We start from the raw sequence: 15291 nt of genomic DNA on the forward strand, positions 1-15291 counted from the left end.
TCTGTAATGGATGTGATTGGTGGGACAACCGGGGATGCATTCTGTTTCAGTTTGACAAAACATTCCTTAAAATTGTAAAATTTGAAAGATAATTGTATTTATTGATTATTCAATTAGGAATAAACGTATAAAAAAAATGAATGACATTTGTAACTAAACATGATTATATGACTTGTTGTCATATGCGAGAACTATTGCAACCATAAACCGAAGACAACGCGAAAGAAAGCAACGATTTAGCAAAGTAACTATACTCAAAAGGATTTCGATAATGTCTACATGGATGAGATCGCAGAAGTTATTGAACTCTCAAAAGGTCCCTTCTATTTATATTTCAAAAAATCGTTGAATTTTAAGATAGTTTCTCGTATTTATCAGGAGTATCATTATCCACATATACGAAAAATTAACAAAAACTCAACAGAGGGAAAACAGATAAGGACGATGATAAAAATCCTAGCAGACTGTCAGAGAACTTTACTCAAACAGATCTTATTAGAAATTAAGGTTTAATCATTGGTTAGATTACAAAATGACTTTAGGATGATATCTCATAAAATGGATAAAACATTCTTGGACTGCCTCATGGCAATCCGAAATTCAAGAAATTTTTCACAATTGTTGGAATATTATCTGTATTTCATAACCTTTTGCCGGGCACTATAGATCATTAAAGAATTTTAACAGATCTGTAAACCATCCGTGTGATGGATGTATACTCTGTTGAAGATCCAATATTTCTCCCAGATGGTTCCTGATATCCTGAGTCCCTTCAAGGGTGATATTTCCAACCATCATGGACGGTACTGATAAACGATCCCGGTTATACGTCGCTTTATACTGGTCAAAAATCGTCCTGTTTTCCGTGCTGTTATAGAGATCATAATCTAATAATTTCATCTCCGGATGGTTTGGTATAAACTCATGGAGGAAATCCCATGCCATATGACATCCTCCGCAATGAGTATTCCAGAAAAAGACCACGGTACCGGGCGAGAGTTCTCCTCCTGTCAAGGATGGATCTGACCGGATGAGATCAGATAACCGTTCTGAATTAATTTCGGTCCCATTTATGGCATATATCGCTCCGAGAGAGGGAGATACAATCATGAGCGAAAGAACAGAAAAAAGAAGGATAGTTCTCATCCCGACCCGGTTAAAAGATTTTACAGACATGAGATATCATATCCCGGAAAAATGAATTACTCTGAAAAGTCCCCTGCAAGTCGCTTCTCAATAATCTTCTTCAGGTACGTCATAGACTCATCTTTCTTTCCGGTGAGATACCATACTTTTATATTCTCTTCTTTATGGAAGCCGTCTGCATCATAGACACCGATCATGAGTGAGGATCCGCTCACTTCATACTTTTGTACCAGTTCAGCATTCTTGGGATCCTGGTAATTTATATGGTCAAAGATGAGTCTTTTACTCTCCATTTCTTTCGGGAAGTATGTATTCACTGTATCTTCTGCATTCTTTCCCATAGTGGTGCAGGTATAACATCCATTTGTCGGGTGAAAATGATACACCTCTACTTTTTCTACAGATGATGAACCTGCACCAGTCGTTTCTTCTGCAGAACAGAAAGAACATGATGTAATTAGTATGATTGCGGCAATAATGCACATTTTTAAAAGAAAACCTTGTTTTTTCATGAATGAAGTCATATAATTCCTCTGATGTTCGAGCCTAAATTAGAATCTGAATTTAGAGAATTTTGACTACGATGAGAAGGTATGAGAGAATATTCAGGCGATATCACATAAATATTCAGAATTGATCTCATCTGCCTTAGATTCAATATATTTTGAACTGCATAAATACTTTTCCAGAAAAAGAATAAATTTCTTCGATTTTCTCCGTTATCCATAGAGATACACATTGAGAGTATAATATGCACCGATGATAATGAAGAGCACAGCAACAGCTCGGCGGAATATCTTTTCTGCGACCTGAACTTTGTTCATCATTGCTCCGCATCTGCCAACACCGGTGGAGAGAAGAGCTGCAAAGATGATAACGGGAAGACCGGTTGCCAGACCAAAAACGAGCGGGACTCCAATCGGATCCTGAACGCTTAAAGCAAGCGGGACTAACATACCAAAGAAGAGGACTGCACTAAACGGACAGAAACTGAGTGCAAACAGAATGCCCAGGAGAAAACTTCCGAAAATGCCTTTGTCTAAAAATTTTTTTGAAAGTTTATCTTTGAGGTTTGAAAGACCCTCGTGCTCAAATTTCATGCTGAGAGGAATTACTTCAAGCATGAGAATACCACAGATCAGGAGTATCGGTCCTAACAGGAGGTCGCAGTACTGCTGCAAAAAGAGGGAGATGGACTGAACTTTCAGGCCACCGAGGACAATAAGTGCTGCAATGGCAACATAAACAAGGACCCGGCCGATTGTGTAGAGAGATCCAACGAATAAGGTATGCTTTCCGGATGAGAGGTTTCTGGAAATATAGGCGATAGCAGTGATATTTGTCGCGAGCGGACAGGGACTAATTGCCATCATCAGCCCGATGAAAAAAGCCGCTACAAGGGGAATATCACTGCTTCCCATCGCTTCCATGAAAGACATCAGATCGCTCAAGACTGACCTCCCTTTACACATGGATCCAGTATTCCAGTCAGGTAATCGGAATATTCATCTTCATTTCTGAGCCTGTACCAGAGACCAACCAGATCCTGTTTGGTAAACGAGTCTTTTGTGTATACCCCAATCATCAGTGAAGAAGAGACCACTTCATATTTTTGTACAAGATCTCGGTTTGCCGGATCCTCTGCATTGATATGACCAAATACGAGTTTTCCTGATGCGAGTTCATCCGGGTAGTTCTCTTTTACTACTTTTTCTGCTAAGTCTCCGAGAAGTACACAGGAATAACACTGCTGGTTTCCATGGAAATGGTAGAGTTCCACCTTTGTAATATCAGGCAATGTCGCAGCCAGCGATGCTCCACGATCCGGTGATTCGGTTCCAGGACTGGTCCCGGTACATCCGGCAAAAAGGGTGAGGAGAAGAGCACATACCAGGAGTGCTCCGGTTATCATAATATTTTCTGTTTTCTTCATTCAGAAAGCACCACAGAGGCGATAATCTCAAATGTGTTATATACTCACTATAGATTTTCACTCAAGGTATTACAAACTTTCTTGAACTACTCATAGGTACAGAAAATGAATTATCCCGGATTAAGATCTCATCTTGAACCATCTAGAGAGTTTGTAGGGTTCATTTAGGAAACCAATAAAATACTGATCTATCATTATACAAAAAAGCATTTTTTCAGAATAACAAAATTTACCGTCAAACCCTGGTTTTTTTCTCTTCTGAACAGAGAGACAATGCTTTTACTCCGAGATCAGTCAGTTCATAGATGATATAGTTTCCTTGGGATGTTCCTTCAATCAACCCCATGGAACTTAATTTTTTCAAATGATATGAAAGCCGGGTATCTGATATGTCAAGTAACTCCCGAATAATACAGACACAGAGTGGCTGAACTGAAAGCATGGAGAGGATCTTTATCCGAAACGGATCTGATAATGCTTTAAAGAGTAAAACGTTTTGAGTAATCGTATTCCGGGGCATGATCTGGTTTGCTAATCCTTCCAGACCGCCTATTGTCATCAGAGGTTCCAGAACTTCCGGAGGTATTTTGGCTGGAATTGCAGGGTCTGCACAATTCATGCTGCAAGCGGCCTTTTTCATGGTACATCTTATCCCTGATGAGAAGTTCAATATTTCGATGGTCATATGATATCTATAGAGACTATTGAGAAAATCCTCATATGACTATAATGCTCACTTAACAAGATTATATCATGAATAAACCGACTGTTTTGTTCATCTGTACTCATAACTCCGCCAGGTCACAGATGGCCGAAGGATATATCAAAAACCGGTATGGAGATCGGTATACTGCATATAGCGCAGGGACCGAAGTAACCAATGTCCATCCTCTTGCCATAGAGGTCATGGATGAGATCGGCATTGATATATCGAATCATCGTTCAAAACCGCTCCTGGAATTTTTCGATACCGATATTGATTTCGTTGTAACGGTCTGTGATGGGGCAAAGTCAGTCTGTCCGGTCTTTCCCGGAGCCAAAAAGACTATCCATCAGGGTTTTCCTGATCCATCCTCAGGCAACGGATCTGATGAAGAGAAACTGCCTGTATTCCGGGCTGTACGGGATGAAATTATTAGATGGATCGATGAGAATGTCAAATCCGGCGGAGTTCTTGTTCAATAATCAGGATGACAGAAATTTTCATGGTGAAGGAGTAAACCGGTTTTGAAAATAGTAAATCAGAAAAATAAGAGATGTTATCTCTGTTTAAATGAAATTTCTGTCATTGTCATGAGATGAGCAGAATAAGACACAAAGATGTCTCCCGCAAATCGAATATTAACCAATTTTTTTATAATTTTTTCCCAACAGTCTATTCATTCTATTCTATACCACAACAAGACCCTGCATCTCCTCCACAACTGCACTCGCCGCTATCCATATCTCTTCCCCGAAGAGCGGCACGTATCATTGCCCAGGCACATCCCACACCACTCTCAACCTCAATTGCCTGAACCGGACAATTCAATGCACATGCACCACACTCCATGCATCGGGCTTGATGCACAAGTTCAACATGAGATTCTCCAGCAGAAAACACACCATGAGGACAAACCTCTATGCAGCGCTTACAGTTGATGCATCTGTCCTTATGAAATTTCAGAGAGTTGACAAGATATGAATGAAACATCAGATCACTCCTGCTAATCGAAAAATACAAAGAGATATTCCGATGATCGTCCCGATACCAGTCATTGCAGCCATTATGGGAACATATTTGAATATCTCTTTTTTCACCCCGGTTCGTGATGTATATGGTGTGGAACCGGTAAAATTAAGTCCCAGGTATGCAACAACTGCAGGAATAATCAGAAGAGGGACAATTGCTCCTGCAGCCAGTGCCCATTCCGGAAGGTCTGATGATTGCGCATACATCGCCGAGAATGGAACTGCACTCAGACCTCCAAGAATAAATCCCTTCATAGAGAAGTCATGAGTCGGAAGATAGGGCAGGAATATTGGAAAGAGGACAGTACCGGTTATGACAGCAGTGATTGCAGCAAATGCGGCCAGTGGTCCTGCTAAAAACCAAAGAATAATTGAGATAATGATGGTCGGAATAGCAACATGCACCAATTCTATTGGTATTAATACAAGTCGGTCCTGTATAGGAAAGAATACCTGACGCATTTCAGAGGTAGCCTTCCCGGTTTTCATATATTCAGGAATGTCAGCAGCACGAACCGGACCATATTCAACCGTAAAACCGGATCTCCGTTTAACTTCATGAGCAGATATCCCGGGTGCACCCAGTTGTGGAACGATAATCTTCCGATGGGAAACAATGTGAGACAGACCTGTTGATTCAATTTTTTTTACCAGTTCATCAGTACCAAAGGTCCCTTTTCCTGCTGCACACCAGACATTAATCCCTTTTGTGTCCAAAACAAGGATGTATGCATCAAATCCCTTCAGGTTGGAACGAAGAATGTCAAAACTTATAGTGTAATTTGCAGATGCAAAGACCGGTGAATCAGCATCAGGATTGCCCAATCGATATAGGCCTGGTCGAACCGTATGACCTGATCGTTTGTATCCCCATCTGGCCAGGAGATGATCGATTCTGTTTGCAGTAGTAATATGAGAGTCTGTTTGAAATATTGAACAAGAACAGGATATCTTCTGCTCTGAACATGAACAACAGCATGATGTCTCCATGTTATGCACCGGTGTCATTCATGAGCGGTGAGAGGACATCTTTTACCATCCCGCTCAGGTTTTCTGTCTTCATCAGTGCCATACAACAGATAATACCATCTTTCTCCCAGCTGATGAGAGCAAGTTTGTCTCCAGGTTTAATATCAGCACGTTCCCTGATATCCTTTGGCAGGACCATCTGACCCCGTTCATCAATCGTGAGAATAGATTCAACATTACATGTCGTCTTCTGGTCACAACGACAGAAATTACGGTCAGTATGCGTATCATCTTCCGTTTTTTCTTTGGCCATACTCTGTATATTCGTTGTATTTCATAATATTTAACATATTCAGAATAATCAGATTAATCTGATAATATATGTAAATCAGAAAATTACGGCCATCAATAGAGGCCCTGTATTGTCAAAACACGATGCAGGCCACCATAAGTCCTGCCTCATAGACAGGTGGAATAGCGTGAGGATATGATGATGCGATTCGAGCGTATTTTTTTATTTGAAGAGCAATTTGATGGTTATTTTCCGTTAAAATCGGCACCCATTCATCAGTGATTTACTTTTCGATTTTAACCCTTTTACGGGCAATATATGAATGGAAGATCATCAGTTTCAGGTTTTAGAATATCACCTATTAAAAAAAAAAAGGTTATTTGAACCTGTTAGTACTATACCTACAATACCTCAAACAACACATAAGAGTAATGGTATGAACTTTAACGATGGAATGGTCGTAATAACTGGGATACTCTGTTTCCTTGCAGGCATCCTGATGGTCCCCATGATCGATGCATATACACTCTCCCATTTTGGATTCAACCTCCCCATCGCCCTGATCGGAGTAATAGATTTACTTCTTATTATCGCTATCATTTATGTTCACACCAGCATTGTGCTTTATAATCAGAAAAGAAAAATAAAAAGTATATCTGAAGGGTTTACTAATATTTTTAAAAAAGAGGAGCCAATCAGGGAAGAGAAGGAATAACCATTCGGTCAAGTGAGTGAATTGACATCTGATCTCCCCCGGTTATCTCAACTCCCATGTCTGATCGTTTCAGTACTATTCCTGCCATATCTTCAGAACCACAGAGCAGATGTTGTTCAGGATGGGTCCCCCGCTGTATTGAGCAGTTTATCTCAATATGATCTCCGGCAGACACAACCATGGTTAGTCGTGTACTCCCCGGATGTCCTTTGGGGAGAACTACCAGGGGAGCATGATACTTCCGGATGAGTTCTAAAAGTATCATCGCCTGTCCAATATCCCCTCCTTCAGGTGCGGAAACCACAACCAGATCTCCTTCTTCCAGATATTGACAATATTCATCGCCGAAAGTTTCAATAAAAAGATGAAAGGGGGAGAGAACCCTTCCTATTAAGAGAAATGACTGTGAGGCCCGAATACAGAGATACCCTTCCTGTAAAGGAACATTCATGTTGGAACGCAGTTATCAGAACCACAGGTAGGGCATCTGACATTCTTACCAAGGGAACTAAAACTGCCGCCACAGTCTTTACACTTGTAACTCTTTGCTTTCAATCCTTCATCAAATTCGATATCAACAGGGCCGCCTACGGTGCACATTTGTGAATCACCTGAATATCATATCTTGACATATGTAGCAATAAATTATCCGCTTCTGTTAGATAATGTAAGATTGACATGAACAGACGAGAGATTCATAAACAGGTTGCATATGCCCTCATGGCCTGTACAGGTATCGTGATTATCACCGGTCTTGGAATTACTGAACCTGGTATCATCACCCCGTTGACCTTTGGTCTTTTTGATAAATTCATATCATTCCGGATTCACACATTTTTGTGGGGACCGTTTTGCATCCTGTGTATCATCCATATCTGGCTGACCAAAACAACTCATCCAAAAAAGCAGTGAGCGGAAATGTAAAAGACGATTACAGTTCCACCCGGGTTATTACCCCGTGAACCTTATGGGAAGGTAACCGGTAATATTGGACAAATGATGGACAAAGTCTCTTAATGGCACTGAATATTTTCCAGATGATATTACGGGTGACAATCTCTTCCATCCCGTAAAAGATTGTCTTCTCTTCTATTCCGGCATCACGGATGATTCGCATCAGATCAATAATCTGCATGTATCCGTAACTGATGGAGAGATGGGAAAGACCGGGTTCTATTGATTTATCGAAATGCCATGAAAACCCGTATGGCTCATCCTTGATATCCAGCGAGATGATGACATTCTCTTCATATATTATCTCATTATTAAACATCGTCCGGGAGATGTATGCCGGTACCTGATCTAGAGACCTGGCAAAGAACAGGGCTGTTCCCCGGAGGTGTCGGGCTGTTTTATATGCACGGGTGTATTTCTTGATAAACTGATCATGGCCCATCGGTTTCATGGACCGGTATAAAGCCCGCTGTCCGGCGGTATAGATGATCACTATGGAGAATGGGATTGCTGCGATTACAAGTGATAAATACCCGCCATGAGTGATCTTGGATACCGTTGACAGGAAATAGGTGATATCAACCAACGTCACTATGACTGCTATTCCCATATAGAGGTATTTTTGGCGATGCAGGAAGATGGCAATCATAAATGAACCGGTGATAGACATAGTGCCGGTTACTGCAAGACCATAGGCACTTGCCAGTCGTTCTGAGTATTGGAATATGAGAAGAACGCAGATGACTGCAATACAAAGAAGCCAGTTTACGGTGTTGATGTAAATCTGGGTCCTGAGCTCATCGGATGTATAATCAACCGGGAGCATGGGAAGAAGATGAGTGGTGATTGCCTGGTAAATAATGGAGAAAATGCCACTTATGACCGCCTGTGAAGCGATAATGGTTGCAATAATCATGAGAAGCAGGAATGGAATGTATAGTATTTGTGATAATGAAAATACCATCTCAAACAAGGGGTTTATGACATCGGTATTCCTGAGTAAATATGCCGCCTGGCCCAGATATGAGAAAAATACCGCAATAAATACAAACCCCCAGGCATATTGAATGGGTTCACGGCCAAGATGGCCCATATCGGCGAATAATGCCTCAGCCCCTGTTGCACACAGGACAATCATGGATAATGAGAAAAAGCCCAGAAGACCGTTATGGATGAAAAATTCAAGTGCATATATGGGATTTATAGCGAGAAGTATCTCCGGACTGAAAGCGACTGAAATCGCACCAGAGATGAATAATGTCACAAACCAGATGACCATAACCGGCCCAAAGGCCCGGGAGACACCTTCGGTTCCTCTCTTCTGGAATAAAAATAATCCGAGGGCGATAAGGATTGCAAGGAAAATCAGCCAGTCCTGGGCAATGAGTTCAAATCCGGGAATCTGCCTGACACCCTCAACCGCGGAGAGTATCGATATCGCCGGAGTAATAACGCATTCTCCGATCATAAGGGAGATACCAAGGGTTGCAAGGAGAGTAAATACTGCCACTCCTCTCGGCTTCTTTAAAAGCGGGATGAGAATCCCTTTCAGGACAAGAGTGCCCCCTTCTCCGGTTTCTGAAAGACGCATGGCAAGGAAGGTATACTGAACGGTGACCATGATGATAAGCGTCCAGAAGATCAGGGATACTGCACCCATGATATTTTCCGGAGTGGGCGGAAGGAAGAGGAATAAAACTGCAAGAGTGTAAATGGGACTGGTCCCGATATCACCAAATACCAGTCCTGCAGCTTTGATGATCGACGTTTTTGATGGGTGTTCCATTGTCTTACTTATAGTTCTTCTACTCATTCAGTTAATAATTCCCAATGATCGGTATTAGATACCAGGGAAAAAAAGTGAACAGTGAATAAGAATCGTTTCAGGGACAGCGGATGTACCATCCGGTTTTCGTCTCGTCAAGCACTTTTTCACTGGTTTGTTTCGTACACAGGCTGACGATAATCATTGCGATACATGAGATGATTACCGCATAAAAACTGAAATGGAGTGGAAGTTTAGCCACATATTGATAATATGCTCCGAATATTCCCGCAGACACAAGACCTGCTGCCATACTGACGATTGCGCCCATCCGGGTAGCCCGGCGCCAGTATAGACCGGCAAGCAGCGGAACAGCAAAGGTTGAAAGCATCACACCAATTCCCATCCAGATAAGGAACGCGAGCATCTCCGGGGGGTTTAATGCAATGATCATGGTAACCAGGGCTGAAAGAATGACGACTATCTTACTGATGAGGAGAACCTGGGTATCAGGGGCATCTGGTCTGATGATCTTCTTATAAATATCCCATGAGAACATGGCACCGATGGTCAGCATAAGCCGGTCAGTAGTTGACATGACCGCTGCAAGCACAATGACTGCAAAGATAGACCAGAGAGCAATATGGGGGATAGCATTTTGTATTCCATACAGAATTACAAAATCCTGTGCATTTGGAACATCCGGGAGTGTGAAGACTCCTTCCTGTACAAGGACGATGCCTGCAAATCCGGCAAATTTCAGTAAAAACATGACGATCCCATAGATAAGGAATCCAAGAAGTGGAGCCCAGGTAAAAAGCCGGGCGTCTTTTACGGCAAGGATATTATTGATGACATGCGGTGCACAGGCAAGACCAATGATCAATAATACTCCGAAAGAGACCAGGTATGCAGGAGTAAAGACCATCCCTTCCGCCATCCAGGGCTGTACGAGATCGGGATTTACTGATGCCATGAATTCATTGACATGAGTAAACCCTCCGGCATAAAAGATTATTATAGGTGCCATGATGACAACGCCGAGGATGAGAATGAATGACTGGATCAGTGCAGCCCAGGCAACAGCATACAGACCGCCGATGGTCGTATAAATTGTTACAACAAGGGTTGCGATGATGAGTGCCAACCAGAGTGGAATCTCAAAAAGCCACATAAGAACAATGGCAATTGCAGTATACTGTCCGACCAGATAAATGAGCGATACAATTATTCCTGCTACTGCTGACAGCGTCCGAAGAGCGGTCGGACTTTCATACCGATGGGCCAGGTAATCCTGCACGGTCATGTATCCGGTGTTACGGGTAATAGCATGCAGTTTCACTCCAAAGAAGATGATACAAAAGGCTATCGACAGCGGAACAAAGATCTGTTCCCAGATAGTCGGCCATCCGAATTTAAACCCAAGCCCGGAGACTCCAAGAAGGGACATTCCGGAACATACCGTTCCGATCATAAGAAGAACAAATACCCAGAATCCAAGAGAGCGGCCTGCTACAAGATAATCTTCAGTATTTTTAATCTTCCTGGACGCCCAGCCACCAATCCCAATCATCGCCAGACAATATATTACAACAATTCCAATGGTTGCTCCGTCTGCCATTATGCCTCACCTCTGAAATACAAGCCCCAGAGAATGAGAAGAATGGTAAAGAAAACAAAAGCTCCGCCTACAATAACAATAGTCTCTGTTGGTAACCCGAACATATCCTTGCATCATTGTGCCATGCTAACATATAACAGGCTCGAATGGTGTCTGCCCCCATTCTCTGATTAAACAGAATTGGACCTATATAATTCGACAATCCCTTAAATTATGGGAGACGAGTATATAGGATGAAGATCTTCTATCAAAAAGCGCAGACAAAATTCTTTTTATTCTGCATTACTATGGTGCTCCTCTGCATAGTTCCGGCATCAGCCGGGCTTGAAGGACCGGTTATTGATGCACTATCATACTATAACCAGGCAGTTGATGCTGCCGCAGAGGGATCCTATGAAGAGGCAATGAACCTGATAGATAAATCACTTCAAATCCAGCCGGATTTTTATCTTGCCCAGATAACAAAGGCAAGTCTGCTCTCACAGAAAGGTGAATATAAAGAGGCTGAAGATCTGCTGATGCAGGCTGAACAGTCCCATCCGGATAATGCATTCGTACTGGCTGCACAGGCATCACTGTTCATCGAAACCGGGCGATATAAGGAGGCCCTGGACGCAGCTGATGCTGCACTGGAAAAAGACCCTTCTCTTGTGGAAGCATGGGTGCTGAAAGGAACTGCACATGGGGGCCTTGCACAATATGAAGAAGAAATAAATGCATCTGAGAGAGCCCTTCAGATTGAACCGGCACACCCCCAGGCATTATCCAATCTGAAATTTGCAACTGAGTCTCTTACGATCCAGAATAAAACCGGTCAAGATGATGCTGAGAGGACTCCTCTGTCAATACCCGTTGTTTTGGCGGGCGCCCTCTTCGCTTTGGTGTTTCGAGAGAAGATGTAAAAATACTTTTTTCAGATATCTTTTTTGGTTTCTCGTTTTTTCTGTCTAATGAAGCCGGTATTTGAAGTAACCGTTCCCTGGCACGGTCACAATATTCTGATGAGATATCAAGGCCAATAAAATGGCGGTTGGTTCTTGCTGCAACAGCTGTCGTTGTCCCGGCCCCGTTAAAGGGATCCAGAATAATATCGCCCTGAAAACTGAATAATTTCAGACACCGTTCAACAAGCTCTTCTGGAAACATAGCCGGATGATTAAAATGTTTCATCCTCCGTTCAGGTCCGATTGACCATTTTGCGACAACCCATGATTTGAACTCTTCGTCAGAGATATCTGCATCCTCTGACTTTCCGCTCTTTTTTAATGTCCCTTTACAAAAAATCTCGATAAATTCCCAGGTATATTTCAGGTACGGGCTGCTGGGACTTTTCCAGCTTCCCCATGATGTATATTTACAGTTATAGTTGTTCTTCTCCCAGAGGATCTCACCTTTCCAGATCATCTTCTGATTCATGAAAAATGATGAGATGAGATGGTGAAGAGGGATATAATCTGAGAACAGAGGTTGGACATTTACAATGAAACGTCCCCCGTATTTCAGAACCCTGATACCCTGGGTAAAGACCCGGTAAAGTTTGTCCAGGTATGCCTGCCAATGAGCACTGTCTCCTGACGATGAGTATTCAAGACCGAAATTGTACGGAGGAGAGGTGATAATTAGATCGATGCAGTTGTCAGGGAGGCGGGAGAGGATCTCTTCACTATCACCACAGATGATCTGATCCAGGTATTCATCCGGAAGGGGATGCGTATGGTGAGAGAATGAATTTCCTTCAGCATAGAAAAAAGAGCCCCGCTCATACTCCTTCTCTTTTCTTCCGGTAACTTTCCGCTCATCAGCATAGCCTGCATATATCCGTTTCCGATACCGGATTCCATAACTCCCGATTGAGAGTATTTTTTCTAATAGTGCGGAAAAAGGATTGTCTAACCCTGATATATATTGATCATTCAGACCTGCACGCGTTATGAATTCATTGAGAGAATTTTCATATTGGCTGGGATCAAGTTTCCACAACTGTGCGATAAGCGTCTGATCCCTGACATCGAGTGCGATCTCTTTGCCCGAATATTTTCTATTTAAAGAATGAAGAACTGAGAGCTCTTTTTGCAAAAGATCACGTGATAGTGGGATCTCAATGAGAACGGGTTTTTGTTTCGGGGTGAGAGAATCCTGCTTCATAAAGATATGGCTAAGCTTTCTGTTCTATAACCATTTACGAGTACCTGATACAGGCCTTTGGGTAAAATCTGAAATGTTTATAACTATCCATCTCCTGATAATACAACAGGTGAACCAGATTGAACATAAAAGAAAATACCGGGCGGAGTGTTCAGTCTGGACAGAGTCTTATTTCCCTTCTCCTGAATATGCCCGGCCCTGCCTGTATCATTGATCTGACCGGGACAATTATTCTTGCGAATCAGAAATTTAAGGATATATTAAATATCCCATCAGAATCAGATTGTACCTCTATTAATATACTTACTTTTGACAGCCCGTTTCGTGACTTGAGTCAGGATATTGCCGAAATAGGAACCGGGACGCATAAATCCACTCATAAAAACATAATAATTCATTCTGTTAATGGTCTGATTCATTGCTATCGGATAGCCATCACATCATTTCCTGATGAGAAACAGGAGACATTGATCTTCATATCAGGATGTGACATCACCGCTGAATATTATCTGAATACTGAGCAAAACCGAATCAATACCCTTCATGACCTTATCAGGGAAATAATCGGTTCACGTCTTTTAGATAACCATCCTGAAGAACAGATTCAGCAGATAATGAGTCGTGTGGGTATGGTCATGAAAGTGCAGTATTCATCATATCTGGAAATTGATGAGATCACACCGCCTCACTCCATCCAGGAACGGTTTCTCTGGTCGCATCGGTACGGTTTTCTAATCGGAACTGATATGGATGAACTCAGAAATGACCCTGATTTTTTATCAATAATTTCAGAGCTGAAGTCTCATCAGCCGATAATTTTCAGAAAACAACAAACGACAGGATTTATTCGGAAGTTACTTGAGGAACGTCAGTCAGGCTCACTGGTAATGGTCCCCCTTATCAGAGATTCATACCTCACCGGTATTCTTATTTTCTGGGATGCAGCAGAAGCACGGCGGTGGATACAGGTTGAACTGACCACGCTGATGGTTCTTGCCGGTATTATCGAAACACGGTTTTCCAGACGTCAGATCGAAGGGATACTCGCAAGAAGCGAGCAGAAATTTCAAAGTCTCATCGATCAGATCGGAGATATGTATTTTATGACTGATAAATCAGGATATCTCATCAAGGTCAGTTCCTCGATGGTGAAAAACCTTGGATATCAGTCAGCAGAAGATCTGGAAGGGACATCTCTTGAAAATGTTGTCCATCCTCCTGAGTTCTGGCCGATTTTTCTCTCTGATATTAACAGTAGTGAAGGAGTGAAAGACTATGAAATTCAGCTGATTACCCATGATCAGAGGATCATTTACTCATCTATCAGTTGCCGGCTTATCTATGATGACGATGGGATGCTTCAGGGGATTGAAGGAGTCATACGGGATATATCCAGACGGAAGCAATACGGCGATCTCTTATCGGATATAGAATGGAAACTTGAACAGGCCCAAAAGATCGCGAGGATGGGTGTCTGGTCATATGATAATCATCTGGAACGATTCAGAGTCTCACCTGAAGTCTTTTCCCTGCTTGGTATCCCTCCTGACCGGAATGATGTGGTCATTGATGATTTTATCTCCCGTACCATCCCAAATGATATTGATAAATTCCTTCATTATTTTCCTTTCGCTGTGAAACAGGGAACAGAATTTGATTTTGAGTTCAGGATCAGTCTGGAGGAGGAGAAATTTAAATACCTCCGGATAAAAGGGAAACCATTAATTAAGAAAGGGATAGTTCAGGGTTCTTTTGGCATATTACAGGATACAACTGAGCGGAAAGACGTTGAGAATCACCTGATGAAATATGCAACCGAGCTTGAGAAGAAGACGATGGAACTGGATGAGATGCGTACCCAGCTTCTTGATATGAACCGTGACCTTGATTACCGGGTACGGAAAAGAACAATTCAGATAGAGGATTTGTTAAAACAGAAAGATGAGTTTATTCAGATAATCGGGCATGATCTGAAGACACCACTCACACCTCTTGTTGCGATACTCCCGTACATCAGGAA

General features: G+C 42.2%; 18 protein-coding genes. 5 read left to right on the plus strand and 13 right to left on the minus strand.

Going from position 1 to position 15291, the window contains the following annotated elements:
- Window positions 1-660: 660 nt before the first annotated feature.
- The 5 genes from LDL35_RS08355 to LDL35_RS08375 all read right to left on the minus strand — a co-directional run bounded on the left by LDL35_RS08355 (window position 661) and on the right by LDL35_RS08375 (window position 3719).
- Complete coding sequence (locus LDL35_RS08355; RefSeq protein ID WP_304021576.1) at window positions 661-1176, minus strand: hypothetical protein; 516 nt, start codon at window positions 1174-1176, stop codon at window positions 661-663.
- Window positions 1177-1202: 26 nt separating this feature from the next.
- Window positions 1203-1670, minus strand: coding sequence for a nitrophenyl compound nitroreductase subunit ArsF family protein (locus LDL35_RS08360; protein WP_304021579.1), 468 nt, complete (start codon window positions 1668-1670; stop codon window positions 1203-1205).
- Window positions 1671-1865: 195 nt separating this feature from the next.
- Window positions 1866-2597: an aromatic aminobenezylarsenical efflux permease ArsG family transporter gene (locus tag LDL35_RS08365; RefSeq protein WP_304021582.1), complete on the minus strand. Its 732-nt coding sequence runs from the start codon at window positions 2595-2597 to the stop codon at window positions 1866-1868.
- On the minus strand, window positions 2594-3079 hold the full coding sequence (locus LDL35_RS08370) for a nitrophenyl compound nitroreductase subunit ArsF family protein (RefSeq protein ID WP_304021585.1): 486 nt from the start codon (window positions 3077-3079) through the stop codon (window positions 2594-2596). Before LDL35_RS08370 ends, LDL35_RS08365 begins: the two co-directional genes overlap by 4 nt.
- Window positions 3080-3314: 235 nt before the next feature.
- Entirely contained in the window at window positions 3315-3719 is a 405-nt protein-coding gene (locus LDL35_RS08375; RefSeq protein WP_304021588.1) for a metalloregulator ArsR/SmtB family transcription factor, read from the minus strand.
- Window positions 3720-3832: 113 nt separating this feature from the next.
- Here LDL35_RS08375 and LDL35_RS08380 point away from each other — a divergent pair, with 113 nt between their 5' ends.
- Entirely contained in the window at window positions 3833-4264 is a 432-nt protein-coding gene (locus tag LDL35_RS08380; RefSeq protein ID WP_304021591.1) for an arsenate reductase ArsC, read from the plus strand.
- A gap of 199 nt (window positions 4265-4463) precedes the next feature.
- On the opposite strand, the gene hgcB is transcribed toward LDL35_RS08380, so the two are convergent.
- From hgcB to hgcC, 3 genes are read right to left on the minus strand one after another with little or no spacing between them, the layout of a single operon-like run.
- Window positions 4464-4772, minus strand: a complete 309-nt coding sequence (gene hgcB / locus LDL35_RS08385; protein ID WP_304021594.1) for a mercury methylation ferredoxin HgcB — start codon at window positions 4770-4772, stop codon at window positions 4464-4466.
- Window positions 4772-5800, minus strand: a complete 1029-nt coding sequence (gene hgcA / locus LDL35_RS08390; protein ID WP_369694900.1) for a mercury methylation corrinoid protein HgcA — start codon at window positions 5798-5800, stop codon at window positions 4772-4774. The genes hgcB and hgcA overlap by 1 nt, the downstream gene beginning before the upstream one ends.
- Before the next feature lies 1 nt (window position 5801).
- Window positions 5802-6092, minus strand: coding sequence for an HgcAB-associated protein HgcC (hgcC, locus tag LDL35_RS08395; protein ID WP_304021599.1), 291 nt, complete (start codon window positions 6090-6092; stop codon window positions 5802-5804).
- Between the two features lie 301 nt (window positions 6093-6393).
- Between hgcC and LDL35_RS08400 the strand changes: the two genes are divergently transcribed.
- Window positions 6394-6786: a hypothetical protein gene (locus LDL35_RS08400; protein ID WP_304021602.1), complete on the plus strand. Its 393-nt coding sequence runs from the start codon at window positions 6394-6396 to the stop codon at window positions 6784-6786.
- Here LDL35_RS08400 and LDL35_RS08405 read toward each other — a convergent pair.
- Both LDL35_RS08405 and LDL35_RS08410 read right to left on the minus strand, forming a co-directional pair.
- Window positions 6767-7237: an alpha/beta hydrolase gene (locus LDL35_RS08405; RefSeq protein WP_304021605.1), complete on the minus strand. Its 471-nt coding sequence runs from the start codon at window positions 7235-7237 to the stop codon at window positions 6767-6769. The two genes, LDL35_RS08400 and LDL35_RS08405, sit on opposite strands and share 20 nt — an antisense overlap.
- Complete coding sequence (locus tag LDL35_RS08410) at window positions 7234-7386, minus strand: hypothetical protein (RefSeq protein WP_304021608.1); 153 nt, start codon at window positions 7384-7386, stop codon at window positions 7234-7236. The genes LDL35_RS08405 and LDL35_RS08410 overlap by 4 nt, the downstream gene beginning before the upstream one ends.
- Window positions 7387-7464: 78 nt before the next feature.
- Between LDL35_RS08410 and LDL35_RS08415 the strand changes: the two genes are divergently transcribed.
- Entirely contained in the window at window positions 7465-7698 is a 234-nt protein-coding gene (locus LDL35_RS08415) for a hypothetical protein (protein WP_304021611.1), read from the plus strand.
- 19 nt (window positions 7699-7717) lie between these two features.
- On the opposite strand, the gene LDL35_RS08420 is transcribed toward LDL35_RS08415, so the two are convergent.
- Complete coding sequence (locus LDL35_RS08420; protein ID WP_304021613.1) at window positions 7718-9526, minus strand: KUP/HAK/KT family potassium transporter; 1809 nt, start codon at window positions 9524-9526, stop codon at window positions 7718-7720.
- Between the two features lie 97 nt (window positions 9527-9623).
- Complete coding sequence (locus LDL35_RS08425) at window positions 9624-11126, minus strand: sodium:solute symporter family protein (RefSeq protein ID WP_304021615.1); 1503 nt, start codon at window positions 11124-11126, stop codon at window positions 9624-9626.
- Between the two features lie 233 nt (window positions 11127-11359).
- On the opposite strand from LDL35_RS08425, the gene LDL35_RS08430 reads away from it, so the two are divergent.
- On the plus strand, window positions 11360-12028 hold the full coding sequence (locus LDL35_RS08430) for a tetratricopeptide repeat protein (RefSeq protein ID WP_304021618.1): 669 nt from the start codon (window positions 11360-11362) through the stop codon (window positions 12026-12028).
- Here the strand turns inward: LDL35_RS08430 and LDL35_RS08435 are convergent.
- Window positions 11919-13271 (minus strand): site-specific DNA-methyltransferase, encoded by a 1353-nt coding sequence (locus tag LDL35_RS08435; protein ID WP_304021621.1) that lies wholly within the window; start codon window positions 13269-13271, stop codon window positions 11919-11921. The two genes, LDL35_RS08430 and LDL35_RS08435, sit on opposite strands and share 110 nt — an antisense overlap.
- Before the next feature lie 119 nt (window positions 13272-13390).
- Between LDL35_RS08435 and LDL35_RS08440 the strand changes: the two genes are divergently transcribed.
- A partial coding sequence (locus tag LDL35_RS08440; RefSeq protein ID WP_304021624.1) for a PAS domain-containing protein occupies window positions 13391-15291 on the plus strand: 1901 nt, incomplete at its 3' end.

Source organism: Methanospirillum hungatei, from assembly GCF_020216685.1.
Taxonomy (GTDB): Archaea; Halobacteriota; Methanomicrobia; order Methanomicrobiales; family Methanospirillaceae; genus Methanospirillum; species Methanospirillum hungatei_B.